This is a genomic window from Sorangium sp. So ce1504 (genome assembly GCF_051521635.1).
Lineage (GTDB): Bacteria > Myxococcota_A > Polyangia > Polyangiales > Polyangiaceae > Sorangium > Sorangium cellulosum_B.
In genome coordinates, this window is record NZ_CP150365.1 from 8,716,128 (window position 1) to 8,742,874 (window position 26,747).

General features: G+C 71.2%; 14 protein-coding genes. 12 read left to right on the forward strand and 2 right to left on the reverse strand.

From position 1 onward, the window contains the following. The first annotated feature begins 90 nt into the window (after positions 1-90). The 6 genes from WMF39_RS32750 to WMF39_RS32775 all read left to right on the forward strand — a co-directional run bounded on the left by WMF39_RS32750 (position 91) and on the right by WMF39_RS32775 (position 13,737). Complete coding sequence (locus WMF39_RS32750) at positions 91-2,160, forward strand: hydantoinase/oxoprolinase family protein (protein ID WP_437740405.1); 2,070 nt, start codon at positions 91-93, stop codon at positions 2,158-2,160. Positions 2,161-2,209: 49 nt separating this feature from the next. Further along, entirely contained in the window at positions 2,210-3,955 is a 1,746-nt protein-coding gene (locus WMF39_RS32755; protein ID WP_437740406.1) for a hydantoinase B/oxoprolinase family protein, read from the forward strand. A gap of 6 nt (positions 3,956-3,961) precedes the next feature. Then, complete coding sequence (locus WMF39_RS32760) at positions 3,962-5,503, forward strand: hydantoinase/oxoprolinase N-terminal domain-containing protein (RefSeq protein ID WP_437740407.1); 1,542 nt, start codon at positions 3,962-3,964, stop codon at positions 5,501-5,503. Positions 5,504-5,513: 10 nt separating this feature from the next. Next, a complete protein-coding gene (locus WMF39_RS32765) occupies positions 5,514-6,611 on the forward strand; it encodes a DUF917 domain-containing protein (RefSeq protein WP_437740408.1) in 1,098 nt (365 codons plus the stop codon). Between the two features lie 80 nt (positions 6,612-6,691). Continuing rightward, the gene (locus tag WMF39_RS32770) at positions 6,692-8,035 is read left to right on the forward strand and encodes a purine-cytosine permease family protein (RefSeq protein WP_437748056.1); all 1,344 of its coding nucleotides are present in this window, start codon (positions 6,692-6,694) and stop codon (positions 8,033-8,035) included. A gap of 437 nt (positions 8,036-8,472) precedes the next feature. Beyond that, positions 8,473-13,737: an AAA family ATPase gene (locus WMF39_RS32775; protein WP_437740409.1), complete on the forward strand. Its 5,265-nt coding sequence runs from the start codon at positions 8,473-8,475 to the stop codon at positions 13,735-13,737. A gap of 236 nt (positions 13,738-13,973) precedes the next feature. Here WMF39_RS32775 and gndA read toward each other — a convergent pair whose 3' ends face one another. Further along, entirely contained in the window at positions 13,974-15,506 is a 1,533-nt protein-coding gene (gene gndA, locus WMF39_RS32780) for an NADP-dependent phosphogluconate dehydrogenase (RefSeq protein WP_437740410.1), read from the reverse strand. A gap of 218 nt (positions 15,507-15,724) precedes the next feature. On the opposite strand from gndA, the gene WMF39_RS32785 reads away from it, so the two are divergent. From WMF39_RS32785 to WMF39_RS32800, 4 genes are all read left to right on the forward strand, one after another. Then, positions 15,725-17,776 (forward strand): hypothetical protein, encoded by a 2,052-nt coding sequence (locus WMF39_RS32785; RefSeq protein ID WP_437740411.1) that lies wholly within the window; start codon positions 15,725-15,727, stop codon positions 17,774-17,776. A 350-nt stretch (positions 17,777-18,126) separates the two neighbouring features. After that, the gene (locus WMF39_RS32790) at positions 18,127-19,605 is read left to right on the forward strand and encodes a serine/threonine protein kinase (protein WP_437740412.1); all 1,479 of its coding nucleotides are present in this window, start codon (positions 18,127-18,129) and stop codon (positions 19,603-19,605) included. Positions 19,606-19,701: 96 nt separating this feature from the next. Next, on the forward strand, positions 19,702-20,781 hold the full coding sequence (locus tag WMF39_RS32795; RefSeq protein ID WP_437740413.1) for a hypothetical protein: 1,080 nt from the start codon (positions 19,702-19,704) through the stop codon (positions 20,779-20,781). Between the two features lie 228 nt (positions 20,782-21,009). Next, the gene (locus WMF39_RS32800; RefSeq protein WP_437740414.1) at positions 21,010-21,729 is read left to right on the forward strand and encodes a hypothetical protein; all 720 of its coding nucleotides are present in this window, start codon (positions 21,010-21,012) and stop codon (positions 21,727-21,729) included. A gap of 3 nt (positions 21,730-21,732) precedes the next feature. Here the strand turns inward: WMF39_RS32800 and WMF39_RS32805 are convergent, their stop codons facing one another. Further along, positions 21,733-22,089, reverse strand: a complete 357-nt coding sequence (locus WMF39_RS32805) for a Spx/MgsR family RNA polymerase-binding regulatory protein (RefSeq protein ID WP_044966189.1) — start codon at positions 22,087-22,089, stop codon at positions 21,733-21,735. A gap of 271 nt (positions 22,090-22,360) precedes the next feature. Here WMF39_RS32805 and abc-f point away from each other — a divergent pair, with 271 nt between their 5' ends. Both abc-f and WMF39_RS32815 read left to right on the forward strand, forming a co-directional pair. Beyond that, positions 22,361-23,983, forward strand: a complete 1,623-nt coding sequence (gene abc-f, locus WMF39_RS32810) for a ribosomal protection-like ABC-F family protein (protein WP_437740415.1) — start codon at positions 22,361-22,363, stop codon at positions 23,981-23,983. A gap of 125 nt (positions 23,984-24,108) precedes the next feature. Next, entirely contained in the window at positions 24,109-26,679 is a 2,571-nt protein-coding gene (locus tag WMF39_RS32815) for an ATP-binding protein (protein ID WP_437740416.1), read from the forward strand. The last annotated feature ends 68 nt before the right edge of the window (positions 26,680-26,747 follow it).

A 26,747-nucleotide genomic window follows, 5' to 3' on the forward strand; every position in this document is an offset into this window, starting at 1 on the left:
GCCCCGGCCCAGGCGATCTCATGAGACGGCGCTGCCCCTGGCTGCCCGGCCCCTGCCCTGGCCGTCCGGCCCGCTCAGGAAGACCTGTTCATGCGTGTTGCCAGCGACATCGGCGGAACGTTCACCGACCTCGTCGCCTTCGATGAGGAGACAGGAGAGCTCTCGCTGGCCAAGGTCCCCACAACACCGGACGATCTCACGCGAGGTGTCCTGGAGACCCTCGATCCAGCGCGGGTGGAGGCCGCCCGGATACGGTGTTTCATCCACGGGACGACCCTTATCATCAACGCCCTCACCGAGCGCAGAGGCGCGCGCACCGGCCTGCTCACGACGCGTGGTTTCCGCGATGTGCTGGAGATCGGCCGGGCCAACCGGCCGGACATCTACAACTTCTCCTTCCGCAAACCCGAGCCCTTCGTCCCCAGAGATCTCCGCCTCGAGGTCACGGAACGGTTGGATCACAAGGGCGAGGTGCTCACGCCGCTCGACGAGGACGGCGTGCGGCGCGGCGTCCGCGCGCTCCTCGACCTGGGCGCCCGCGCGATCGCCATCTGCTTGCTGCACGCCTACCGGAACCCGGTCCACGAGCGCCGCGCCGCCGAGATCGCCCGCGCAGAGGCCCCCACGGTGCCCGTGAGCGTGTCCTCCGAGATAACGCGGGAGTGGCGCGAGTACGAGCGCACGAGCACCGCGGCGCTGAATGCGTACGTCCAGCCGCTCGCCGACTCGTACCTGAACAGCCTGGAGAGCAGCCTGACCGGGCGCGGCGCGGCGGGCCAGGCGCTGCACGTCATGCAGTCGAGCGGCGGCATCACCACGTTCCCCGAGGCGCGCGCCGCGCCTATCCGCCTCGTCGAGTCCGGGCCGGCGGGCAGCGTCCTCGGCGCCGTCGCGCTCGGCCAGCTCCTCGGGGAGCGCGACATCATCTCCCTCGATATCGGGGGCACGACGGCCAAGAGCGCCGTCCTCCCGGGCGGAGAGGCGCGCATCACCACCGAGTACAAGGTGGAGTGGACTCCGACGTCCCCCGGATACCCACTCATGATCCCGGTGGTCGATATCGCGGAGATCGGCGCCGGCGGCGGCTCGATCGCCCGCATCGACGAGGCCGGTCGGCTCGAGGTCGGCCCGCGGTCGGCGGGCGCCGTGCCGGGGCCGGCCTGCTACGGCCGAGGAGGCGAGGAGCCGACCGCCACCGACGCGAACCTGCTGTGCGGTCGCATCAACCCCGCGTACTTCCTCGGCGGCAGCATCCCGCTCGACGCGCAGGCCGCCCGCAGGGCGATCCGACGGATCGCCGCGCCCTGCGGCGTGACCGAGGCCGAAGCTGCCCGCGGGATCCTCCGCCTCGCGAACGCGACCATGGAGACCCTGCTCAAGCGCGTGACGCTCCGCCGCGGGTACGATCCGCGGGAGTTCGCGCTCATCGCCTTCGGCGGCGGCGGATCCATGCACGCCTCGGCCCTGGCGCGCAGCCTCCGGATCCGGCGGGTCATCATCCCTGTCGCGCCGGCGCATTTCTCGGCCTGGGGCATGCTCATGGCCGATGTCCGGGCCGACCTCGTCCGGACCGCCATGGTGCGCGCCGAGCCGTCGCAGACACCGGCGCTCGCCGCGCTCCTCCGTGACATCGAGCCCGAGATCAGCGCCCGCGTGCGCCGCGGAGGGCTCGACCCCAGCCGCATCTCGATGCACCGCTTCGCCGAGCTGCGTTATGTCGGCCAGGAGCATACCGTCAAGGTCCCGCTCCCCGACGGCCGGCTGGACAGCGCGGCGCTGGAGGAAGCCATCGAGCGCTTCCACGTGCTCCACGAGCAGCGGTACACGTTCCGGCTGAGGACCGCCGTGGAGATCGTGAGCCTCCACGTCGCAGCCCTCGGCGCCGTGGACAGGCCGCGTCCAGCGCGGCTCGAGCGTGCACCGCCGGATCCCGCGCCCGCGCGCAAAGGCTCCCGCATCGTTGATTTCGACGAGCTCGGGATCCTGGACAGCCCCCTTTACGAGCGCGCTCGCCTACGGCCCGGCATGCGCGTCGAAGGGCCGGCCATCGTCGAGGAGCCGGCCGCCTCGACGGTCCTGCTCCCAGGAGATCGACTCGCGGTGCACGAGGAGGGCTGCCTCCTCCTCGATATCGACGTCGACGCGCCCTCCGCCAGGTGAAGCGCGCCCTGATTCCCCTTGAGATTCCCCTTCAACCGACGGGTCCGTCATGAACACAAGAGCCGCGATCGATCCCTTCACGCTCGAGATCATCAAGAACGAGCTCATCGCCTCGGGCGACGAGATGTTCCACGCGCTCCAGCGGGCCGCCATGAGCCCCATCATCTACGAGGTCCTCGACTATGCCGCCGGGCTCACGGACGCGCGCGGGAACCTCCTTAGCCAGGGCAACGGGGTCGCCGACTTCATCGGCGCGCTGAGCTTCTGCGTCACCCATGTCCTCGACAAGATCGGGAGAGAGCGCCTGGCGAGCGGCGATATCGTCATCCTGAACGATCCCTACGTGGGCGGCGGCACTCACCTCTCCGATGTCGCGCTGATCATGCCGATTTACCACGAGGGCGAGCTCGTCGCGTTCGCCGTGGACAAGGCGCACTGGACCGAGGTGGGCGGCAAGGATCCGGGCTCCTGGACCACCGACGCGACCGATGTATTCCAGGAAGGACTCCAGTTCCCGGGCATCAAGCTCTTCGAGGCCGGCAAGCCCGATGAGGGTCTCATCGAGCTCATCCGGGCCAACGTGCGCACGCCCGACGCGACGCTCGGCGACCTGTACGCCTGCGTGGGCGCGCTGCGCGTGGGCGAGCGCGCGCTGCGCGGCATCCTTCGCAAGTTCGGCAAGGACACCGTCCTCTGCGCCATGCAGGAGCTGCTCGACGAGGGAGAGCGCAGGGCTCGCCTGGAACTGCGGAGGCTCCCCCGCGGGACCTATGAGGCGAACGACCTCATCGACGACGACGGCGTCGGGAACGGCCCGTTCGAGGTGCGGGTGAAGGTGACGATCGGCGACAGCTTTCTCTGCGACTTCACAGGGACGAGCGCGCAGGTTCCAGGGCCGATCAACTGCGGCCGCACCAGCCTGCACTCGGCGGTACGCCAGGCCTGGAAGGCGCTCACCGATCCCCAGCTCCCGACCAATGAAGGCGTGTTCAGGCCGGTCCAGGTCGTCTGCCCTCCGGGGACGATCTTCAGCGCCGAGAGGCCGGCCCCTGTCTCCACCTATTGGGAAACCATGCAGTACGCGACGGACCTCGTCTGGAAGGCCGTGGCGCACCTCGCCCCGCGTCGCCTGACCGCCGGACACTTCCTCTCCGTCTGCGGCACGATCATTCACGGCATCCACCCCGACGACGGGACTCCCTATCTCCTCGTCGAGCCGCAGGCGGGCGGCTGGGGCGCCGGCGTGGACAAGGACGGTGAGAACGGTCTCGTCTGCGCCGGCGACGGCGAGACCTACATGATCCCCGTCGAGATCTGCGAGACGCGTTACGGGCTCCGTGTGGAGCAGTACGCGCTGGATATCGTCGACGGCGGGGCGGGCGAGCACCGCGGCGGGCGGGGCCTCGTGCGCGATTACCGCATCACGTCGGCGTGGGCCACGGTCACGGCGACCTTCGGCCGGCACAGATTCCCGCCGTGGGGGCTGGATGGCGGTCAGCCGGGCTCGCCCAATTACCTGGAGTTCGTGCACGACGACGGCAGCCGGACCGCGCTGGGCAAGTGCGCCCGTCATCTGCTCAAGCGGGGTGAGCTCTGCCGGCTCCACACGGGCACGGGCGGCGGGTACGGCGATCCCGCGCGGCGGAGCCGCGCGCGCGTGCTCGACGATCTGCGCTGCGGCTACATCACCGAGGAGCAGGCCGCGCGCGACTACGGCCTCGGCGGCGCGCGGGAGCCCGGAAGCGCCGGTTCTCCCTCGGGGGAGGCTGATCCTCACGGCGTCATGGGGAGGTGACCGCTCATGCGCATGGGGATCGACGTCGGCGGGACCAATACGGACGCCGTCATCATGGACGGCGCGGAGGTCGTGGCGGAGGTCAAGACGCCGACCACAGCGGATGTGAGCGGCGGCGTGCTCGAGGCCGTGCTCCGCCTGCTGGAACGAGCGCGGGTGCCGGTCGGCCGGCTCCGCGGCGTCATGCTCGGCACCACCCATTTCACGAATGCGCTGGTCGAGCATCGCCGGCTGCAGGAGGTCGCGGCGGTGCGGCTCGGGCTGCCGGCGACCGCGGCGCTGCCACCCATGGTGGACTGGCCTCGCGATCTGCGCGGCGAGCTCGGCGACCACGGCTTTCTGGTCCACGGAGGTCACGAGTTCGACGGTCGCAGGCTGTCGCCCGTCGACGCCGGCGAGCTGCGCCGTGTCGCCCGGGAGATCGGCCGGAGGGGCATCCGCTCCGTCGCGATCTCCGGCGTCTTTTCGCCGGTCAATCCGGAGGCGGAGCTCGAGGCCGCGGAGATCCTGCGCGAGGAGCTGCCGGACGCCTCGCTCAGCCTATCGCATGAGATCGGAAGGATGGGGCTGCTCGAGCGGGAGAACGCCGCCATCCTGAACGCCTGCCTCAAGGACCTCGCGAAGGCGACCATCCATGCGTTTCGCGAGTCCCTGGCGCAGGCCGGCATCTCGGCGCCGCTCTACCTCACCCAGAACGACGGCACCCTGATGAACGCCGATCGGGCGGAGCGTTATCCGGTCAGCACCCTGTGCTCGGGCCCCACGAACTCGATGCGCGGCGCCGCGTTCCTCACGGGCTTCACGGACGCAGTGGTGGTCGATCTCGGAGGCACCACCACCGACGTCGGCGCGCTGCGCCGCGGGCTGCCGCGCGAAGCGTCGATGACGCTGCGGGTGGCCGGCGTGCGCTGCAACTTTCGCATGCCCGACGTCCTCTCCATCGGGCTCGGCGGCGGGAGCCTCGTGCTCGATAGCCCTCTCCGGGTCGGGCCGCAGAGCGTCGGTTACGAGCTGACCCGGCGAGCGCTGGTGTTCGGGGGCGATACGCTGACGGCCACGGACATCGCCGTGGCCGCGGGGTGCGCCGCCATCGGCGATCGCGCGAGGGTCGCACACCTGCCGGGCGAGCTCGTCGCACGCGCGGCGCTGCGGATTCGAGAGATGGTCGAGGCCGCCATCGACCGGGCCAAGCCCGCGGCGGGGGACATGCCCGTCGTCCTGGTGGGCGGCGGCTCCTCGCTGATCGGGGCGCCGCTCCAGGGGGCCTCCGAGATCATGAGGCCTCCGCACCTCGACGTCGCGAACGCCGTCGGTGCGGCCATCGCGCAGGTGTCCGGGGAGGTGGACCGCATCGTCAACCTGGACAGGGTATCCCGGGACGACGCGCTGGCGGAGGCGCAGGCAGAGGCGATCGCGAAGGCCTCGGCCGCGGGCGCCGAGCCGGCCAGCGTGCGGATCGTCGATATCGAGGAGGTGCCGCTCGCCTACCTGCCGTCCAATGCGACCCGCGTCCGGGTGAAGGCCATGGGCGATCTGCGGCACGGGTGAGGAGGCCGAGATGGGATTCGTGCTGGAGCGCAAGGACCTGCCTGACCTTTCCCTCGGCGCCGCCTTCCTGGGCACCGGCGGCGGCGGAGATCCCTACATCGGCCGGCTGATGCTCGAGCGCGTGATGGAGGAAGGTCGCCGCGTCGAGGTCGTCCACCTCCGGGAGCTGGGCGACGGGGACCACGTGATCCCCACGGCGATGATGGGCGCTCCGACCTGTCTCATCGAGAAGCTCCCGCGCGGCGACGAGAGCGCGCTCTCGCTGCGCCGGCTGGAGGCGTTCCTCGGCATCCGGGCGACCTGCACCATGCCCATCGAGGCGGGCGGGATGAACTCGACCGTGCCGCTCCTCGTGGGAGCGCAGCTCGGGTTGCCGGTCGTGGACGCCGACGGCATGGGCCGCGCCTTTCCCAATCTGTACCAGGAGACGTTTCATGTCTACGGCGTCCCCGGCACGCCGATGGCCATCACGGACGAGCACGGCGATACTGCGATCCTCACGACCTGCGACAACTTCATGATGGAGTGGATCGCCCGCGGCATCACGATCCGCATGGGAGGCCAGGCGCATACCGCCGAGTACCCCATGGATGGGTCGACGGTGCGGAGGACCGCCATCGGCGGCACCCTGGGCGTTTGCCTGGCGATCGGGAAGGCGATCCGGCAGGCGAACGAGCAGCATGGAGATCCGTTCGATCGCCTCGTCGGCGCGCTCCGAGAGACGCCCTACCGTTACGGCCGCGTCCTCTGGACCGGCAAGGTGATCGAGGTTTACCGCCGCACCACCGAGGGCTTCGCCAGGGGCTGGGTGCAACTCCGGGACACCGAGGGCTCCGGGGAGACGCTGGACGTGCTGATCCAGAACGAGAACCTGGTCGCCCGCATCGGGACGCGCGTCCTGTGCAGCGTGCCTGATCTCATATGCATCCTGGATCGCGAGACCGCGGAGCCGATCACAACGGAGGCGCTGCGCTACGGGCAGCAGGTGAAGGTCGTGGGCGTGGCCACGCCGCCGATCCTGCGCACACCCGAGGCGCTGGAGGTCTTCGGACCGCGCGCCTTTGGCATCGATCTCGATTTCGTTCCCGTCGAGGAGCTCGCGCCGTGAGCGCGCGCGAGGCACGCGAGCCTCCACGCGCGAGCCAGGGCCACGGCAGCGCAGCCACGGCCCCGGCGCGGCGCCGGGCCGTGATCGGGCACGACGACTTCGCCTTGGCCCGGGTGCCCGAGGCCGAGCGCTACCCCTGGTGGAGCATCGCCGTCCAGCGGTTCGGCGAGCTCTCCGCGCTGTCTCAGCTCCTCCTCGGCGCCACGCTCGGCTTTCACATGACCTTCCAGGGCGCCTTCTGGTCGCTGACCCTGGGCGTCGTCCTCCTGGAGATCGTCGCGGTGCTCATCGGAGTCGCCGGCCAGCGCGAGGGCCTGTCCACGTATGTCCTCGCCCAGTGGACCGGCTTCGGGCGTCACGGCTCCTCCTTGTTCGGCCTGTGCGCGGCCGTGAGCCTGGTCGGGTGGTTTGGTGTCCAGAACGCCATCTTCGCCAAGGGCCTCGCGGCACTCGCCGGCACGGCGCTGCCGCTGTGGGTCTTCTGCGTCATCACGGGCGCCGCCGTCACGTTGATCGTGATCTACGGGTTCAGCTCGATGGCCTGGACGTCGTACATCACGGTTCCGCTCTTCCTGGGCCTCAGCGCCTGGGCCCTCCGGAACGCCCTCGCCCGGCATGAGCTCGCCGCTCTCATGTCGATGCCTCCGCCAGGAGAGCCCATGAGCGTCGCGGCCGGCGCGACCCTGGTGGCCGGCGGGTTCATCGTGGGTGCGGTCCTCACCCCGGACATGACCCGCTACAACCGTTCTGCGGCCGACGTGGTCAAGCAGACCCTCGTCGGAGTGACCCTCGGCGAATACACGATCGGGCTCGCCGGCGTGCTCTTGGCGCACGCCGTCCGGAGCGCGGATGTCGTCCACATCGTGACCACGGAGGTCGGGGTCGCCGGGGCGGCGATCCTCGTGACGGCCACGTTGAAGATCAACGACTGGAATCTGTACTCGGCCTCGCTCAGCCTGGTGAGCGCGATCCATCAGATGACGGGCCGACGCGTCGGGCGCAGCGCGATGACGCTCGCGGCGGGCGCGGTGGGAACGGCGCTCTCGGCCGCCGGGATCCTGGAGCACCTCATCGCGTTTCTCACGCTGCTCGGGGTCGCCTTCCCGCCCGTCGCCGGCATCATGATCGCCGAATATTACGTCATACGCCGACATCGCGCTGCGCTCGCGCACACCCGATCCGCCGGTACGCTTCCCCCGCAGGTGGAGTCCATGAGCCTTCGCCCGCTCCTCGCCTGGGCAGGCGGGGTGGCGGCGGGATACCTCATCCACGCCGGCATTCCGGCCATCAACGCGCTCCTGTGCGGCTTCCTCGTCCATGTCGCGCTGAACCGGACGACGAGCAGGGGCTCCGATGGCCGAGGCGATCATCGACATGCGCGTCCACGGAGGCGGGAGGACGCTCCGGGTACTGCGCCAGCTTGAAGCTGATCTTCGACCGGGGCATATCCGCACGTGAGACAGGCTATCAGCCCCTGCCGTCCTCACACGACCGTCCGACGTCAGCGCTCGAGCTCGCGGAGGTTCGGCTTCTGAGACCCGCTCCGCTGCCCGCTTCCGCAAGGCCTCGAGGGTGGCGTGCTCCAGCTCCACGAGGCGGTAGGTCGTGCTCGGATCGGGCAGGCCGTTCGCCATCGTCGCGGGTGCGCATACCGCGGCCGGGACGACGGCGAGGACGATGCCTGGGCCATCCTGTTCGTCCATCGTCGCGACGGCCCGGCGATCGGGGCTCCCGCGCTGCGGGTTTCGGGCGCCGGTGCCCAGCGCGGCGCCGAGATGTCGCTATGCTCTCCCCCTCGCGCCGAGCGCAGACCGCGCATCCGGCCGCTCGCGCGTGAACGGGGGCGGTCAGCACGAGGCCCATGGACGACGTCACAGCTCAGCTCGTCAAAGCCTTGGGTTCTTCCGGCTATGAGCAGTTCGAGGCGGTCGCCCGCACGAGATCGGGTGCGGTGTTCCGCGCGGTCGCGCCGTCGGACGGGCGCGCCGTCCGCTCCGTGATTCTCAAGATCTACACCGACGAGAGCGACGGCCCTGACCGAGAGACCGCGGTGCTCCGCCGCCTGAGGCGCACCTTTCAGCTCCTCACCCTCGGCGGCACAAGGTGCCTGGAGACGCCGGACATCGGTGGTGTCTCCGTCGGCAGCGTCTGCGCCCGGCGGCGGCTCACGATCGATGAAGCGCTCGCCATCGGCGCTGCGGTCGCGGGCGAGCTGTCCGAGGTGCACCGCCGCCACGTCATCCACAAGGATGTCAATCCTTCGAACGTCGTGTGGAACGAGCGCACGGGCGCTGTTCAGCTGATCGATTTCGGTGTCGCGAGCGAGCTGGCGCTGGAGCAAGCCGAGCTCGCGCCGCCGTCCCAGATCGAGGGGACGCTCGCATACATGGCGCCCGAGCAGACGGGCCGCATGAACAGGCCGCTCGACGCCCGCGCCGACCTCTATGCGCTGGGCGTGACGCTGTACGAGATGCTCACGGGCCGCCGGCCTTTTGAGACGAGCGACCCGCTTGATCTGGTGTATTGCCACCTCGCGCGCGCGGCCGCCCCGCCGCGCGAGGTCGACCCCCGTATTCCCGAGGTCGTGTCCGACATCGTGCTCCGCCTGATGGCCAAGGAGCCGCAGGATCGCTACCAGACGGCCTGGGGCGTCGAGGCGGACCTCTGCTGGTGCGTCGAATCATGGCGCCGTGCGCGCCGGATCGAGCCCTTCCCGCTCGGCCGGCGCGACGTCCCCGATCGGCTGGCGATCCCCCGCCGGCTGTACGGTCGCGACGAGGAGATCGAGGCCGTCACGCTCGCCCTGGAGCGCTCCGCCGAGGGGTGCGCGGAGCTCGTGCTCGTCGGCGGACCGCCAGGGATCGGCAAATCGGCGCTGGCCCATGAGCTGCTGCGCTCCCTGACGGGCAAGCGCGGGATGTTCGCCACGGGCAAATGCGACAGGCTCCAGCGCGCGACGCCGTACGACGTCCTCGCCAGGGCCCTGCAGGACGTCGTGCGGCACCTTCTCGGTGCCGAGCCCGACGCCGTCGCGTCATGGCGGCAGGCGCTCCTCTCCGCGCTGGGCGAGAACGGCGCCCTGGTCGCCGCGCTCGTGCCGGAGCTCTCGCTGCTGATCGGGCCGCAACCGCCTGTGCGGGAGCTCGATCCCGTGGCGGCGCGCAACCGCTCGACGCTGGTGCTCCGCGGGTTCGTGCGCGCGCTGTGCCGGGACAGCCAGCCGCTGGTCCTGTTCCTCGACGACCTCCAGTGGGCGGACGCCGCGACGCTCGACCTGCTCTGCGAGCTCGCCGCCGATCCGGACCTGCGCTTCTGTTGCATGATCCTCGCATACCGCGACAACGACCTCTCCGAGGGGCACCCCCTGCGCGCAGCGATGGAGCGCATTCACAACGGTGCCGCGCGGGGCACCTCGCTCGCGCTCTCGCCGCTCCCCGAGCGCGCCGTCGTGGAGCTCATCGCCGACGCGCTGCGGGTCCCGGCCCCGCGCGCGGCGAGCCTCGCGCGGATCGTGGAGCGGAAGACGGGGGGCAACCCGTTCGTCATCGGCCAGCTCTTGCAGCGGCTGCACCTCGACGGCGTCATCACGTTCGACCCGGCCTCCGGCTCCTTCACGTGGGACGAGGCCCGCGCCGAGGCCGCTCCGATGGCGGAGAACGCCGCCGAGCTGCTCCGCACGCGGCTCGGCGAGCTCTCGCCGGCCGCGAGGGAGGCGCTGTGTGTGGGCGCGTGCCTCGGCGACACGTTCGACATCGGCACGCTCGCGGCCCTCCGCCGCGCCGCTATGGAGGACACGCTCTCGGACCTGCGGGAGCCGGTGGAGGCTGGGATGCTGATCCCGCTCCGCCTCCGGGCGCCCGCCGGCCACTCCTCGGGCGCGACGTTCGCGTTCGCGCACGATCGGATCCGGGAGGCGGCCTATGCGCTCATCGAGGAGCGGGATCGGCCCGCTGTGCACCTCGATCTCGGACAGCGGCTCCTCGCGACGACGCCGGCCGAGCGCCTGGACGAGCGCCTGTTCGTGATCCTGGACCAGCTCAAGGCCGGGCAGGCGCTGCTCACGGACGAGGGGGAGCGGATCGAGGTGGCCAGGCTGTTCCTGCGCGGCGGCCAGCGGGCGCTCGGCGCGGCGTCGTTCGAGGCGGCCGCGAGCCTGCTCGGCGCCGGCGCCCGGGTGCTGGGCGAGCAGGGCTTCGCGCGGGCGCGCGAGCTCGCCGTCTCGCTGTACCGGGCAGCGGGGCTCTCGGCCTGCCTCGTTGGTGATTTCGACGGCGTCGAGCGGCTCGCCTCCGTGCTCTCCTCCCACGCGACATCGGTCCTCGACGAGGTCCAGGCCGACGGCCTCCGCATCCGGAGCGCGCAGGCCCAGGACCGGAACATGGACGCCCTGCGCCTGGGCTTCCGCGCGCTCGAGCGGCTCGGGCTCACGTTCCCCGACAAGCCCACGGCCGAGGACGTGCAACGCGCCATCACGGTCATTCGCGAGCGGCTCTCGGGCAGGGAGGTGGAGGAGCTCGCGGCGCTGCCCCCGATGCGCGACCCCAGGATCCTGCTCGCCCTAGAGATCGCCAGCCAGATCATGGCCCTGGTGTTCCAGTACGCGCCGGAGCGCCACCCGTTCCTCGTCACGCAGCTCGTGCGGCTCTCCATCGATCACGGCACCGCTCCATCCACCCCGCTGTGGTACGCGTATTTCGCCGCGCTCCTCGACCTCCACGGGGACGTCGAGGGCGCGGGGCGCTTTGGCCGGCTCGTCATGCAGGTGATGCCGCGGCTCGGGTCCCGCGAGCTCCTGGCCAAGATCACGATCCTCATCGAGGGCGTGGTCCACGCGCGCACGGCGCACTTCCGCGACACGCTCGAGCCGCTGCGCCTGGGGTACCAGGAGGGCGTCGCGTACGGAGATTTCGAGTGGGCGGCCTACTGCGGCTTCGCGTATTGCATGTACGCCTACCTGGCCGGCGCGCCGCTCCGCGGGCTCTCGCACGAGATCATTGGGATGGCCCGCGCCTTCTACAAGCTCCACCAGGAGCCGACCGCGCGCGAAGCCGCGGCCCTCGAGCAGGCCACGATGAACCTGCTCGGGGAGGGTGGACAGCCGACGGTGCTCCAGGGCGAGGCCTATGACGAGCGGACGATGCGCCCCATCATGGAGGCGAACGGCGAGCACATGAGCTTGTTCGTGGTCGCCATGGTGCGGATCCTGCTGCTCTGTCTCTTCGGCGACTTCCGGGGCGTGCTCGAGGAGCTCGAGCGAGCCGAGCCGTGGCTTCTGGCCGGGCGCGGGCTGCCTGTCCACTATCCGCGGCTACAGGTCGCGGTGGCGCTATCGTGTCTCATGCTGGCCGCGGACGAGGTCGGGGACGGTCGCGCCGCGCTGATCCTGCGCGCCGAGGCCATCCTTGACGAGGTGCGGGCGGCGACGCGGTCCGGCGCGGCGAACCTCCGGCACCACGTCGCGCTGCTCGATGCTATCGGGTCTGCGCTCCGGAGCGACGATCCCTGGGCCACGGCCAGGCTCTACGACGAGGCCGTCGCCGGGGCGGAGGCGGAGGGCTACGTGCAGGACGCCGCGTTCGCGTGCGAGCTCGCCGGCCGCTTCTGGTTGGCGTCCGGCAAGGCCTTCCTGGCGCGCGCCTACCTGGAGCGAGCGCGGCGGCTCTACGCCCGGTGGGGCGCCGTGGCCAAGGTCGCGCAGCTCGAGCAGCAGTACGCGAGCCTCCTGCCGATGCACGCCCCCATGGGCGCGCTGCTCACGACCTCGCAGGCGCCGGCCGTCCTGCTCGACGCGGCGTCGCTCTTCAAGGCGTTGCACGCCATCACGAGCAGCCTGACGCTCCACGAGCTCCCGACGCGCCTCCTCTCCACGGTCATGGAGAACGCCGGCGCGCAGCGGGGGGCGCTCTTCGTCGAGCGGGAGGGCGCGCTCGTCCTCGAGGCGGCCGGCGACCCGTCCCGCGGGGCCGTCCGCGCGGGGGGCGTACCCGTCGAGCGCGCCGGCGATCGCGCGTGCCTATCCGCCGTGCGCACGGTGGCGCGGACCCGGGCGCCGATGGTCCTCGAGGACGCGCGCACGTCTCCGGCGACGCGCGACGATCCGTACGTGGTGTCGCGACAGACCCGCTCCATGCTGTGCGCCCCCGTCCTCTCGGGGGGCGCGCTGCGCGGCGTGCTGTACATCGAGAACGACCTCGCGACGGGCGCGTTCACGGCCGAGCGCGTGGAGGTGGTCGGGGTCCTGTCGGCCCAGGCCGCCGTCGCGCTGGAGAACGCGTTCCTTTACGACGATCTCGAGCGCCTGCTGCAGGAGCGGACGCGCCTGCTCGCGCTGGCCGAAGAGGGGGTTCGGGCGCGCGACACGTTCCTCACGCTCGCCGCGCACGAGCTGAGGACGCCGCTCACGCCGCTCCTGATGGAAGTCCAGGTCCTGCTCCGGGACGCGCGCGCCGGCGGGACGAGGGCCGGGGGGCCGGAGCGCGCGGCCACGAAGCTGGAGCGCGCCGTACGCCAGATCGCGCGTCTCGAGCGACTCGCGAACGATCTCCTCGACGTCGCGCGCCTCTCCGCGGGCCAGCCCGAGATGCAGATGGAGCCGGTGGATCTGTCACAGGTGGTCCGCGACGTCGCGGCGAGCCACGCGGTGGCGCTCGAGCACGCAGGCTCGACGCTGTCCGTCGCGGCGGAGCCGGGGGTCGTGGGCGTCTGGGACCGTGCGCGTCTCCGGCAGGTGGTGGACAAGCTGCTGTCGAACGCCGTCAAGTTCGGGGAGGGGAAGCCCATCGATGTCCGGGCCGAGGGCGACGGCGATTGGGCCCGGCTCGTCGTGCGCGACCGCGGCGCCGGCATCCCCCGCGCGACGCAGGCGCGGCTCTTCGGGCGGTTCGAGCGCGGCGTGTCGGAGCGCCACTTCGGCGGGCTCGGCCTCGGGCTGTGGATCGTGCGGCGCGTCGTCGACGCGCTGGGCGGGAACATCCGGATCGAGAGCGAGCCCGGCGCGGGCGCCACGTTCATCGTGGAGCTGCCGCGCGAGCCCGTACGGGAGAGCAGCCGGCCGAGCCCGAACGCGCGGACGAACCGACAGGCGCCGTCGGGCGCGCTTCACAGCCGCGCCGGAGGGACGGGGTGATGGCTCCCGCCGTCGCGGCCCTGCGCACCGCGACCTGGCAGCGAGACGGGCGGGGAACTGGGCCCCCGATTTGCCGTCTTCCGTGGCGATCCATCCAATTTCGTTCGACCCAGGGCGAGCACACGCACGCGCACGCCGGACGAGGGCGTGAGTTCGAAGACGGAAGATAGAAGAGGGACGAGGGAGGCGGGACGACGCCGGCGGAGCGGCGATGAGGACGGGGATCCGGCTGGTCGTCAGTGCCCGCCGCCGGTGCCCTTGATGTCCAGCTGAGGACGGGAGGGGTCCGGCCAGTCGAGGTGGAAGAACTTGCCGCGCGGCTGATCCGTGCGCTCGTAGGTGTGCGCCCCGAAGTAGTCTCGCTGAGCCTGCAGGAGATTTGCAGGCAGGTGGGCCGCACGGTACCCGTCGTAATACGAAAGGGCCGACATGAACGCAGGCGCCCAGACGCCGTTCTGCGCGGCGATCGACACCACCTTGCGCCAGTTCGCCTGCCCCTGCTTGATCTGATCGTTGAAGTACGGATCGAGCAGCAGGTTCGTCAGGCCAGGATTGCGCGTGTACGCCTCCGTGATCTTCTGGAGGAAGCGGGCGCGGATGATGCAGCCGCCGCGCCAGATGCTCGCGATCGTGCCGAAATCAAGCGTCCACTTGTACTCCGCCTGCGCCGCCGCCATGAGCTGGAAGCCCTGCGCGTAGGCGCAGATCTTCGAGCAATACAGCGCGTCGCGGATCGCCGTGATCGTCCCCTGCCGGTCCGCGACCGGGGTCGGGGTCGGGCCAGAGAGGTGCTTCGAGGCCTCGACGCGCTCGTCCTTCAGCGCAGAGAGGCAACGGGCGAACACCGCCTCCGCAATGGCGTTCGCAGGGATGCCCATGTCGAGCGCGTTGCTGCTCGTCCACTTGCCCGTGCCCTTCTGCCCCGCCGTGTCGAGGACGAAATCGACGAACGGCTTGTCCTTCTGGACAGGGTCCTTCTGCTGGAGGATATCGGCGGTGATCTGGATGAGGTACGAGTCGAGATCTCCGCTGTTCCACTCGGAGAAGACCCGAGACATCTCGTCCTTCGACATCCCGAGCAGCCCGTCGAGGAGCGTGTACGCCTCGCAGATGAGCTGCATGTCGATGTACTCGATGCCGTTGTGGACCATCTTCACGTAATGGCCCGCGCCGTTCGGCCCGATGTACGCCGTGCAGGGGACCCCGCCCTCCACCGGCTTGCCGGGGGACGCGCCCTCGATCGGCTTGCCGGTCGCCGGATCGACCTTGGCGGCGATCGCGCGCCAGATCGGCTCCAGGTGCTGCCAGGACGCGGGATCACCGCCGGGCATCAGCGAGGGGCCGAAGCGCGCCCCCACCTCGCCGCCGGAGACGCCCGAGCCGAAGAACTTGCACTGCTTCGCGTACTCCTGCTCCCGGCGGATCGTGTCGGTCCAGAGCGAGTTGCCCAGATCGACGACGATATCGTCCGGCTCGACGCCCGCCTCGATGAGCTGCTTGACCACCATGTCCACCGGCGGACCGGCCTTGACCAGGATCACCGCCTTGCGCGGCTTCTTCAGCGCGCGGACGAAGTCCTTCAGCGTCTCGCAGCAGACCAGGCCGCCGGGCGTGCTCGGGTTCCTCGCGACGAAGTCCTTCGCGACCTGCACCGTGCGGTTGTACACGGCCACCTTGAACCCGTGGTCGGCCATGTTGAGCGCGACGTTCTCGCCCATGACGGCCAGCCCGATCATGCCGATGTCGCAGCTGGATGTGGCATCATTCATCCCGGTTCTTCTCCTTCACACGTGGCTCTTTCGCCGCCAGCGACCGCAGTGCTGCGCGGCCAGGACGACGGGTCAGCAAGCCGCGAGCCGCGAATCGCAGGCCGCGGGCCCGCGCGCCGTCGATCTCGCTGGGTCGGCTGGGAGCCACGGGCGCGCATTCTGAGCAGGCCGGCGGCGCGGCGTCCAGTGCGCTCGCACGCCATGGTAGGCTCTCGCCGATGCGACCGGGCCCGGCGCTCGCAGGCCTCCTGCTCCTCGCCTCCGCGGCAGCCTCGGCCTGCGGGCCAACCACGTACAACGCCCGCGCCGCCCGCGCCTTCGCGAACGAGGACGCCCGCCGCGCCATCATCGACGATCGCGCCGCGGATCTGGAGCGAGCGGCCTGGCTTGCCGACGAGGTCCTCTCGAGCACCCCGTACTCCCCGGGTGACGCGTGGATCGCGGCGCTCCGCCTCGACGACGACGAGGGCGAGCGGCTCCGCGCGCGCCTCGAGAAGACGCCCCCCTACGACGGAGAGCACGAGGTCCCGCTCGCCAAGCTCTACCGCGCGAAGCTCGACGAGGCGCTCGCCCGCGCGGCGGCGCGCGGTGAGCGCGGCGCGCCGCCCGCGTTCGCGCGCCTCTTCGACGCGCTCGCGGAGCTCGCGGCGCCGTCGCGCGAGGCTCGCGCCGCGAGCCGCCTGCCGGCCGCGTGGCAGGCGCTCGCCGAGCACGCGCGGGCGCTCGCCGCCGAGGAGCGGAGCGTCGAGCGGCTCTCGGCCGGGAGGCCCCTCGGCGCCCCCGACACGCCCGAGATCGCCGCCGCGAAGGCGAGGGCCGGCGCGCGGCGACGGGCGCTCGCCGGAGCGCACCGGGACGTCGCTTTCGCCGCCGCCGCGCTCCGCGCGGCGAGCGCAGGGCAGGAGCCCGCCCGGACGATCGCGCGCGACGCCCTCCATGTGCTGTCGTTCGTCCTGCGAATGCACATCGAGGCGCTCGCCGTGGCGCCGTACGTCGTGAAGCAGGCCCGGCGGGTGGCGCGGGACGAGCCCGGCTACAGGGCCGCCGTGGCGCGCGCGGAGGCGATCTCCAGGGTGCTCGAGGAGCAGCGCGCGGCGCTCTCCGCCTGCGCCGAGGCGCTCTCCGCGCCGGCGCAGACGCCGCTCGAGGACACGGCGGGCTTCGAGGCGCAGGAGGGCCTGCTCGAGCAGGGCCGGGCGATCAGCCTCGACGCCGTCCACCTGAAGCTGAAGGGCGACGTCGAGCTCCTGTTCTTCCACCAGCTCGCGAGCGCGGGCTCCTCCGGCGGCGTCAACGATTACCGGGGCAGGACGCGGCGGCTCGCCTACGACGTCGATCCTGTGTTCATGGTCGGCGGCCGGGCGCTGCTCACGTACGACTTCGACCACGTGCGCGACGCCGCGCGCCTCAACGCCGGCTTCAAGACCGACCGGCTGTTCTCGTCGGGCGGCGACATCCAGTACGACGGCTCGCTCGGCAGGCTCCTCGGGCTGAACGGCTTCGCGAGCGACGTCTTCGACATCGGCGCCGACCTCGCCGGCGTGAGCACGAGCCTCAAGATCGCGCGCTTCACCGCCGGGAACGTGACCGAGCTCGCCGTCGATCCGGCGACCGACCGCGACGCCGGCGCCGTCGCCAGCGCGCCCTTCCAGCTCTTGCTCCGCCAGATCGACGTCGGCTTCGACCTGACGAAGCTCTTCCCGGAGGCCGCGGACGACCTCTACCTCGAGGAGCTGCTCGCGGGCTTCAGGTACATCGACTACAAGCTCCCGCGCATCTTCTATGCGCTCCGCGAGCGGGACCCGGGCGAGGGCGACGTCTACGTCTTCGAGCGGCAAAGCCCCGCCCAGAGCGTGACGTCGCGGTTTTACCAGGGCGGCTTCAGCGTGCGGATGGGCAACGGCGAGTGGCCGCGGCTCGCGCCGTTCGGCGATCTCGGCCTCTACGGCGGCGCCGGCCCGGTGCGCTACGCCTTCTCCGCGGATCCCGCGGTCCCCGGCGCCCCGCGCGAGGTCGACGAGGCGACGATGATCGCGCTCTCCGGCAATGTGTCGGTGGGGCTCCGGCTCCGCTTGACTTCGTACCTCAGCCGGCTCCGCCTGCTCACCGAGCTGTCCTACAACGTGGAGGCGATCGGCCAGGGTATCCTATCGAGCATCCACGCGACCAGACGCGGAGACGAGACGATCTACACGATCGGTCGCAAGCTCGAACTCGGTGGGTTCGACGTGTTCCACGGGCCCCGGCTGCTGGCGGTGCTCGTGCTCTGACGGGACAGGCGGCGCCCGCGCTCCGCCCGTGCATCTGACGATGTCGATGTGTCTGTCGTGAAAAACGATCAGAACGGACGGGCACCACATCACCGCTGGAGAGCCCCGTAAGCCACGGAATCACGGGATCTTCTCGCGACGACGGTCGGGGCTCCGCGCGAGCGGCGCAAGCGGCGCCAATCAGCGCAGGGCGCTTACCTGTTACCTGGTGCGCGCAGATCTAACGAACGCGCCTACATTGGGGAGTTCCATGTGGGGAGTCTTACGGCCCACAAGTTTGTAAGGTCTGCAAGTTAACGAGTGCGGCCGTCCGACCAGGTGGTGTAACCTCGTTCGACGCGGGTGAGACTATGTCGCTGAACTTCAACGAGGGGATGCTGTTCGCTGGTAGGTACCGCGTCGTGCGCAGCATCGCGACGGGTGCGATGGGGGCGGTCTACGAGGTCGTCCACGTCGAGACGGATCGGCGGCGGGCGCTCAAGGTCATGCACCCGCACCTCGCCGAGAACCCCGAGTTCCACGCGCGGTTCAAGCTCGAGGCGCGCATCGCCGCGCGTATAGCGACCGAGCACATCGTCGAGGTGTTCGACGCCGGGATCGACCTGGACACCGGCATGCCGTTCCTCGTGATGGAGCTGCTCCGCGGCGAGGAGCTCAGCAAGCGCATCCGCCGCGGCGGGCGCCTGCCGCCGGAGAACGCCATCGCCTACCTGCGCCAGACCGCGCACGCCCTGGACAAAACGCACGCGGCCGGCGTGGTCCACCGCGATCTGAAGCCCGCGAACCTCTTCCTCGCGGCGAGCGACGACGACGACGAGATCCGGATCAAGGTGCTTGACTTCGGCATCGCAAAGCTGGTCGCCGAGACGGCTGTCGAAGGGGCGAACACCGCCGCCCTCGGGACGCCGCTCTACATGGCGCCCGAGCAGTTCAGCGGCGAGACGATCACACGGGCGGTCGATCTCTTCGCGCTCGGCATGATCGCGTATACGACCCTCGTCGGCAAGGCCTACTGGCTGAACGACATGCGCGAGTACAGTAACTCGCTGGCGTTCGCGGTGATCGCGATGCACGGCCCGCAGGAGCCCCCGTCCGTGCGCGCGGAGAAGGAGGGGGTGAAGCTGCCCCCGGGCTTCGACGCGTGGTTCGCGAAGGCGACGGCGCGCGAGCCCGGGGCGCGCTTCCCGACCGCTTCGTCCACGGTGGAGGCGCTCGCCGAGGTCTTCGACATCGCCCCCATGACGGTCAGGTCGTCGCGCCTGGCCACGCTGGAGACGCCGATCCCGCGGTATAGCCATGCCAGCCAGGGGCCCGGGTCGTCGATGCCGGTGGCCGCCCAGTCGTCCAGCACGGGCGTGGAGACCCGGGTCGGCACCGGCACCGGCACCACCGCGGCGCCGCGGAGCCGATCCGCGCTCGTCGTCGCGGCCATCGCCCTGGTCGGCGGCAGCGCCCTCGCCTTCGCCGCGTTCAGCAAGGGCAGGTCCCCGGCCCCCGGCCCCACCGAGCACGCGCAGGCGGCGCAGGCTGCGGCCGTCGCGCCGCCCTCCACGCCGCCCGATGCCGCCCCGGGCGCAGCCCGCCCCGAGGAGGCCGGCAAGGAGGCCGGCACGCCCAGGTCGACCGACCTCGCGGCGCCGGCGAGCCCCGCCGCCGCGCCGCCCGCGAACAGCAGCCTGGCGATCGCTCCCGAAGTGTTGGCGAGCGCGAAGGCCTCGCCGGCGCCGCGCACCCCGGCGCCGCCGCCCGGCGCCTGGCGCAAGATCGCGCCGACCGCCTCCGCCGCCCCCGCGGCGAAACCCCGGGAGTCGCTCTACGGCGCAGACTGAGCGCGGCCCCACAACCCGCTGATTTTTTGCCTGGGGCGGTCCCAAAGGAGGTATCTCATGTTACCTCCGATGCGAACCTTCTGGCCCGGGTCCGTCTTGAGCGGACTACTGTGCATTGCTGTCACCGCGCCGGCGAACGCGCAGCCTGACGCCGTGGCCGTGGCCGAGTCGCTCTTCAACCGCGGCCTCGCGGACATGCTGGCGGGGAAGTTCCAGACCGGATGCCCTGCCCTCACCGAGAGCTACCGGCTCGATCCTCGCGCAGGGCGGCTGTTCACGCTCGCCGAGTGCGAGGCCAAGTGGGGGCGCACCGCGACCGCGGTCGCGCGCTACAACGACTTCCTTTCGCTCTACTCCCGCCTATCCGAGTCCGAGCAGCTCAAGCAGTACGATCGCTACAAGCTCGTGCTCGAGCAGCGCGACGCGCTCGTGCCGCTCGTGCCACAGCTCACGCTGTCGCTGCCGGCCGACGCGCCCGCCGGGACGATGGTCCAGCGCGACGGCATCACGCTGGAGGGGCCTTCGCTCGGGATCGCGCTCCCCGTCAACCCGGGCGAGCACGTCGTGACGACGAAGGCGCCTGGCGGGCCCACCCACGAGGTGCGGTTCACGATCGAGAAGTCGGAGGAGAAGACGATCGAGCTCGAGGTGAAGCTCCCGGAGGCGCCGCCCCCCGCGACGCCGGCGGATCAGCCGCCCCAGCAGTCCGCCCCGCCGCCGTCACGGCACGACGAGGGCGCGTCGCGGACGCCGGCGCCGACCGGGACCAGCGGCCGGCGCGTGCTGACGTACGTGACGGGCGGGCTCGCCTTGGGCGGGCTGATCGCCGGGGGAGTGACGGGAGCCATGGCGCTCAGCGAGGGCCGCCACGCGGAGGAGGACTGCGACGACGTCGGCTCCGGCAGGGCGGTATGCAAGACCGCCGAAGGGAAGGCCGCTGGAAAGCGCGCGAAGGACCTGGGGCTGGTGAGCACGATCGGCTTCGGCGCCGGGGCGGCGCTGGCCGGCACGGCGCTCGTGCTCCTCCTGACGGAGCCCTCCTCGTCCGGTTCGCAGGCCAGCGCGACTACCGGCGCGCAGGCCGGCGCCGCGCCCTACCACCCAGCAGGCGCGATGAGCTGGTCGCTGCTCGCGGGACCGACCGGCGGCGGCGTCGTGGTGCGCAGCCAGTGGTGAACCAGCCCGCGCCTGTCGCCGCCTTCGCGCGCGCACGGTAGCGCGGCGCACGCTCACGCCGCCTCGAAGCCGCGTTGCGATGCGACGTCCAAGGGAAATCCACGACCGCCTCGCCGCGCACCGTCGGAACCTTGCGCCTCGTCCTGGGGCGCGGCCGAGCGTAGTATCCCATGGAAAACTACAGGCCGACGCGCCCTGGCGGGTGAGGCGGTGAGGAAAGGGCAACTCATGATCACGAAGACCACGATGGCCATGTTCGGGGTCGCAGCCTCCGGTCTGCTCGCAGGCTGCACGGAGACGCTCGATTCGCAGCAGATCAAGACCGGGGGGATCTCTGCGACCCTGGAGGCGATCGCCGAGAGCGCGTCGTCGACGACCCTGCGGGCCACCCTCAAGGCCGGCGGCGACGAGAGCAACACGTACGTCATCCTGAGCGCGGGAGATCGGATCTCGGCGACCGTGGACGGCGAGGCGGTCGCGATGTCCGCCGAGAGCGATGGGGTCTACGAGGCTGGCGTCGACGTCGGCGCAGGAGGCACCGAGATCAAGGTGCTGCTGGACCGCGACGACGAGGACGACGACGACGCGACGAACAACGTGGGGACGCTCCCCGATCCGTTCGACCTCGAGGCGCTGCCCAGAGAGCCAGTCCCGCGCGGCGAGGACCTCACGATCACCTGGTCGCCGAGCGCGTCCGGGGACGACATGGTGATCGACGTGAAGGGCGACTGCATCTTCTCCAAGACGTTCGATGTGGGGGGCGACCCGGGGACGTACACCATCGACGCGGGCAAGCTGGAGGCGACCAGCTCACAGGAGCCCGAGAGCTGCGACGTGGACGTCGTGATCCGCCGCTCGCGCAGCGGCACGACGGACAACAACCTGGACCCGGAGAGCTCGTTCGAGCTGAGCCAGGTCCGGGGAGGCCGCTTCACCTCGGCCCCCTGAGGCTCAGCCGAACAGCGCGGCGTAGTCGTCCTCGCGGAAGCCCACGAGCACCCGGTTTCCCTTCACCAGCACAGGCCGCTTCACGAGTTTCCCGTCCTCGGTGAGCCACCGCGTGACGTCGTCGTCGCTCGCGGCGTCCACCCGCGCCTTGCCGAGCGCGCGGTAGCTCTGCCCGCTCGTGTTGAGCCACCGGCGCACCGAGAGCCCGCTCGCTGGGACCCACCGGGCGAGCTCTGCGGCCGTCGGCGGCTCATCGACGATGGGGCGCACGGCGACGTCGACGCCGCGCTCGCCGAGCCACTTCAGCGCTCGCTTGCAGGTGCTGCAGCCGGCATAAGAGAGGATCTGGACCTTGCTCATGCCGGGCCTTCTGCCCCCTCGACCGCGCGACATCAAGCGCGGATGAGCGCGAAAAAGGAGATGGAAAGCGCGCGCATAGCAGGAGAGAAAAAAAAGGGCTCCTGTGCAATGCGCCCGGAATGCGCCCGAAGACGAGCAATGCACCGATTGACCGCGGGCGGTTCATGGCGCGCGCCGGCGCCGACGGCGGCGGACGAAATGCCGCATCGCGCGACGGGCCGTCTGGTATAGGGGGCGCGGAAAGGAGCCGCCCCCAGCGGCAGCGCCCCTCGTGATCCGTCTCGATTCCATCAGCAAGCAGCACGGCAAGCAGATCCTCTTCCTCGAGGCCTCCGCGGCGGTGAACCGCGGCGAGAAGGTCGGCCTGGTGGGGCCCAACGGCTCGGGCAAGACGACCATCTTCCGGATGATCACCAAGGAGGAGGCGCCCGACGGCGGCCAGGTCGCCATCGATCGCGGCGTCACCGTCGGCTACTTCAGCCAGGACGTCGGCGAGATGAAGGGCAGGAGCGCCGTCGCCGAGACCATGGACGGCGCCGGCCCGGTCTCCGACGTCGCCGCGGAGCTCCGCGAGCTCGAGGCCGCGCTCGCCGACCCCGAGCGGATGGATGAAATGGAGAGCTTGATCGAGCGCTTCGGGCAGGCCCAGGCCCGCTACGAAGAGCTCGGCGGCTACGCGCTCGACGCCAAGGCGCGCGAGATCCTCGCCGGGCTCGGCTTCAGCCAGGCCGTGATGGACGGCGACGTGGGCGCCCTCTCGGGCGGGTGGAAGATGCGCGTCGCGCTCGCCCGCATCCTCCTCATGAGGCCCGACGCGCTCCTGCTCGATGAGCCGACGAACCACCTCGACATCGAGTCGATCATCTGGCTCGAAGGGTACCTGAAGCAGTATGCCGGGGCGCTCGTCATGACCTCGCACGACCGAGAGTTCATGAACCGCATCGTCACCAAGATCATCGAGATCGACGGCGGCGAGCTCACCAGCTACTCCGGCAACTACGAGTTCTACGAGCAGCAGCGCGCCATCAACGAGCAGCAGGCCGAGGCGCAGTACGAGCGCCAGCAGGCGATGCTCGCGAAGGAGATGCGCTTCATCGAGCGCTTCAAGGCCCAGGCCGCCAAGGCGGCGCAGGTCCAGTCGCGCGTGAAGAAGCTGGAGAAGATCGACAAGGTCGAGCCGCCGAAGCGCAGGAGGACGATCCGCTTCGAGTTCAAGCCCGCGCCGCGCTCGGGCGACGACGTGGCGCGGCTCAGCGGGGTGAAGAAGTCCTTCGGCGGGCGCTCCATCTACGACGGATTCGACCTCCTGATCCGCCGCCGCGAGCGCTGGTGTGTGATGGGCGTGAACGGCGCCGGCAAATCCACCCTTCTCAAGCTCGTCGCGGGGGCATCCGCCCCGGACGCAGGCGGGGTGAACGTCGGCGCGAGTGTGAAGCTGGGGTATTTCGCGCAGCACGCGATGGAGCTCCTCGACCCGACCCGCTCCGTCTGGGAGTCCATCGTGGCGAGCTTCCCGCAGGCCTCGATCGGCTCGCTCCGCACGCTCGCCGGCGCGTTCGGCTTCTCGGGCGACGATATCGACAAGCCCTGTCGCATCCTGTCCGGCGGCGAGAAGGCGCGCCTCGTGCTCGCGATCATGCTCTATGATCCGCCCAACTTCCTCGTGCTCGACGAGCCGACGAACCACCTCGACATGGCGACCAAGGAGATGCTCGTCGCGGCGCTCTCCTCGTTCGAGGGCACCATGCTGTTCGTCTCGCACGATCGCCGCTTCCTCGCCGCGCTGTCCAACCGCGTCCTGGAGCTCCTGCCCGACGGGCCGCGTGTGTATGGCGGGGGATACCTGGAGTATGTCGCCCAGAGCGGACACGAGGCGCCAGGCATCCGGAGCTGACCCGCGCCGACGTGCGCTCGCGCGGCGTGCGGCGCGCGCGGCGAGCAAGCTCCGCCTGGGAGCGGCGCTCTTTCGTCGATTCGAGTCGGTGCTAGGTGAACACGCGCTCAAGGATTCGCGCTATCGTGAGGTCCCCGATGGATCTGCTCGGTAGACCGAACCCAAAGCGGCTCTCCGACTTCATCCAGCGCCACCACGACGCGCTCCTGGATGCCTGGAAGTACCGAGTCCAGGCGCTCAGCCCGGCGCGGCGGCTGCCGGCGCCGAGACCGACCGATCACCTCCCGGACATCCTCGCCTACATCGCCGAGGGCACGCGCAGCGCGGGCACGGCGGCGGCGGCCGACCGGAAGCACCGGGGGCTCCCTGGGCTCCACGCGTTGAGCCGGCTCGCCCACGGGTACGATCTCGCCGACGTCGTGATGGAGTACGCGGCGCTCCGCGTCGTGATCCTGGAGCTCTGGGAGCGGGACGGCGGCGGGGACGGGGGGCGTGAGGTCATCCAGCTGAACGGGACGATCGACGAGGCGATCGCCGACGCGGTGTCCCGTTACCAGGCGGCGCGCGTGCGCCTGCTCCAGGCGCTCGACGCCATCTCGACGGCCGCGCTCGGAAGCAGCGATCTGGACACCTTCCTGAAGGCGCTGCTCCGTGCCACCCGGGAGGCGGCGGCCGCCGTGGACGTGGCGATCGTCCTGCTCGGGGACGGGGACGCCCTCGAGGTCCACGCGACCGCGGGCATCGACGACGGGCCGCTGCCCGGGCCACCGCTCGAGGCGGCGCGGGAGTTCGCCCGCGCGGTCCTCGCGCTGCGCGGGCCCACGTCGCTCGACGCCGCGGCCGGCGGCTTGCCCGTCACCGCGCGGGAAATCCGGGCGAGGGGGCTGCGCGCCGTCTACGGCGTGCCGCTGATCCACGAGGGGCACTCCATCGGCGTCGCGATCCTCGGCTCCCGCAACGCCGAGGAGTTCTCCGAGGACGACGCGCTGATGCTGCGCACGATGACCAGCCGGGCGACCGGCATCATCGTGCAGGCGCAGCTCGTCGCGAAGGAGCGCGCGGCGCGGCGCCAGGCGGACGACGCCCGCGCCCTGCTCGCGACCGTGGTCGAGCAGATGCCGGCGGGGCTCGTCATCGCCGAGCCGCCGACGGGGCGCGTCCTCCTCTCGAACCCCCAGGCCGGGGCGATCTTCGGGCTGCCGCTCCTGGACATCCACGACATCGATGGATACGCCGTCTGCCGGGGCTTCGACGCTCGGTCGGGCAGGCCGTACGAGGCCCGGGATTGGCCTCTCGCGCGGACGATCACGACCGGCGAGGTCGTGATCGACGAGGAGATCGACATCGTCCGCGACGACGGCGCGCAGGGGCGGATCCTCGTGCGCTCGGCGCCGGTCCGGGATCCGGTCGGGCGCGTGATGGCGGCCGTCGTGACCTTCTTCGACATCACGGAGCGGACGCGCGTCGAGCGGGGGGAGCGCTTCCTGGCCGCCGCGAGCGCCGCGCTCAGCGACACCCTCGACTTCCAGGGCACGCTCGACCGGGTGGGGCACCTGACGGTCCCCGAGCTGGCAGACTGGTGCGTCATCCAGACGCTCCCGGACCTCGAGCAGGCGCGCGGGATCACGGTGACCCACACGCGCCCCGAGGAGCTCCAGCGGGCGCGCGCGCTCTTCCGCGAGCTGGATCCCCCGCCGCCGCTGATGGCGCTGCTGGAGCGGGCCCTCTGCCGCGAGCGCCCGGAGCTCATCAGGGATCTGTCGCACCCGCTGGTCGCCTCGCTCGACGAGAACGGCGCCTTCCGCCGGTTCGCCCGGGCGCTCGGGATCACGTCGGCCCTGGTGGTCCCGATGGTCGCGCGGGGCCGCACCTTCGGCTGCATCACGCTGGCGACGGCGGGGTCCGGCCGGGTCTACGACGAGGCGGACCTCGCGGTGGCGCACGACCTGGCGCAGCGGGCGGCGCTCGCGGCGGACAACGCCCGCCTGTACGAGGCGGCGCAGCGCGCGATCGAGCTCCGGGACAACGTGCTCGCCACGGTGTCCCACGACCTCAGGAACCCCCTGAGCGCGATCCTCACGGCGGCCGCCGTGATGACGAAGCGCGCGGCGACGCGGGGAGAGAAGGGCGACACGAAGGCGATCCAGGCGATCCAGCGCTCGGCGCACCGGATGGATCGGCTGCTCCACGACCTGCTCGACTTCGCGAGCCTGCGCGCCGGCCGGCTGGCGCTGCGCCGGCAGCCGCAGGATCCGCGGGAGATCGGCAGGGAGGCGGTGGAGACGTTCGAGTCGCAGGCCCAGGAGAAGGGGGTCCAGCTAGGGGTCGTGGCGGCCGACGACGTCCCGCTCGTCACGTGTGATCGCGATCGGGTGCTCCAGGTGCTCACCAACCTCCTGAGCAACGCGCTCCAGGTGACGGGCGCCCAGGGGGCGATCACGCTGCGGTGCGAGCGCGGGGAGGAGCACGTCGTCTTCTCGGTGGCCGACACGGGGCCCGGGATCCCGGAGGACGAGCTGCCCCACCTCTTCGAGCGGTTCTGGCGCGGCCAGCGGAACGGCTACAAGGGCACCGGGCTCGGGCTGGCCATCGCCCGGGAGCTCGTGGCGGCCCACGGGGGGACGATCCACGTGGAGAGCCGCGTGGGCGTGGGGACGACGTTCAGGTTCACGATCCCCGTCATGGACGAGGGGTGAGCCGGGGGCGGCGGGCAGACGGGACAGCCGCCGCAAGGGAGGAGTGGACGATCGAGCGCGCCGGTCCC

Bases quoted from the DNA above. Each gene is read 5' to 3' on its own strand.
- WMF39_RS32765 (WP_437740408.1), top strand. From the start codon at position 5,514: ATGGGATTCGTGCTGGAGCGCAAGGACCTGCCTGACCTTTCCCTCGGC.
- WMF39_RS32755 (WP_437740406.1), top strand. From the start codon at position 2,210: ATGAACACAAGAGCCGCGATCGATCCCTTCACGCTCGAGATCATCAAG.
- WMF39_RS32775 (WP_437740409.1), top strand. From the start codon at position 8,473: ATGGACGACGTCACAGCTCAGCTCGTCAAAGCCTTGGGTTCTTCCGGC.
- WMF39_RS32760 (WP_437740407.1), top strand. From the start codon at position 3,962: ATGCGCATGGGGATCGACGTCGGCGGGACCAATACGGACGCCGTCATC.
- WMF39_RS32790 (WP_437740412.1), top strand. From the start codon at position 18,127: ATGTCGCTGAACTTCAACGAGGGGATGCTGTTCGCTGGTAGGTACCGC.
- WMF39_RS32750 (WP_437740405.1), top strand. From the start codon at position 91: ATGCGTGTTGCCAGCGACATCGGCGGAACGTTCACCGACCTCGTCGCC.
- WMF39_RS32785 (WP_437740411.1), top strand. From the start codon at position 15,725: ATGCGACCGGGCCCGGCGCTCGCAGGCCTCCTGCTCCTCGCCTCCGCG.
- gndA (WP_437740410.1), bottom strand. From the start codon at position 15,506: ATGAATGATGCCACATCCAGCTGCGACATCGGCATGATCGGGCTGGCC.
- WMF39_RS32800 (WP_437740414.1), top strand. From the start codon at position 21,010: ATGATCACGAAGACCACGATGGCCATGTTCGGGGTCGCAGCCTCCGGT.
- WMF39_RS32805 (WP_044966189.1), bottom strand. From the start codon at position 22,089: ATGAGCAAGGTCCAGATCCTCTCTTATGCCGGCTGCAGCACCTGCAAG.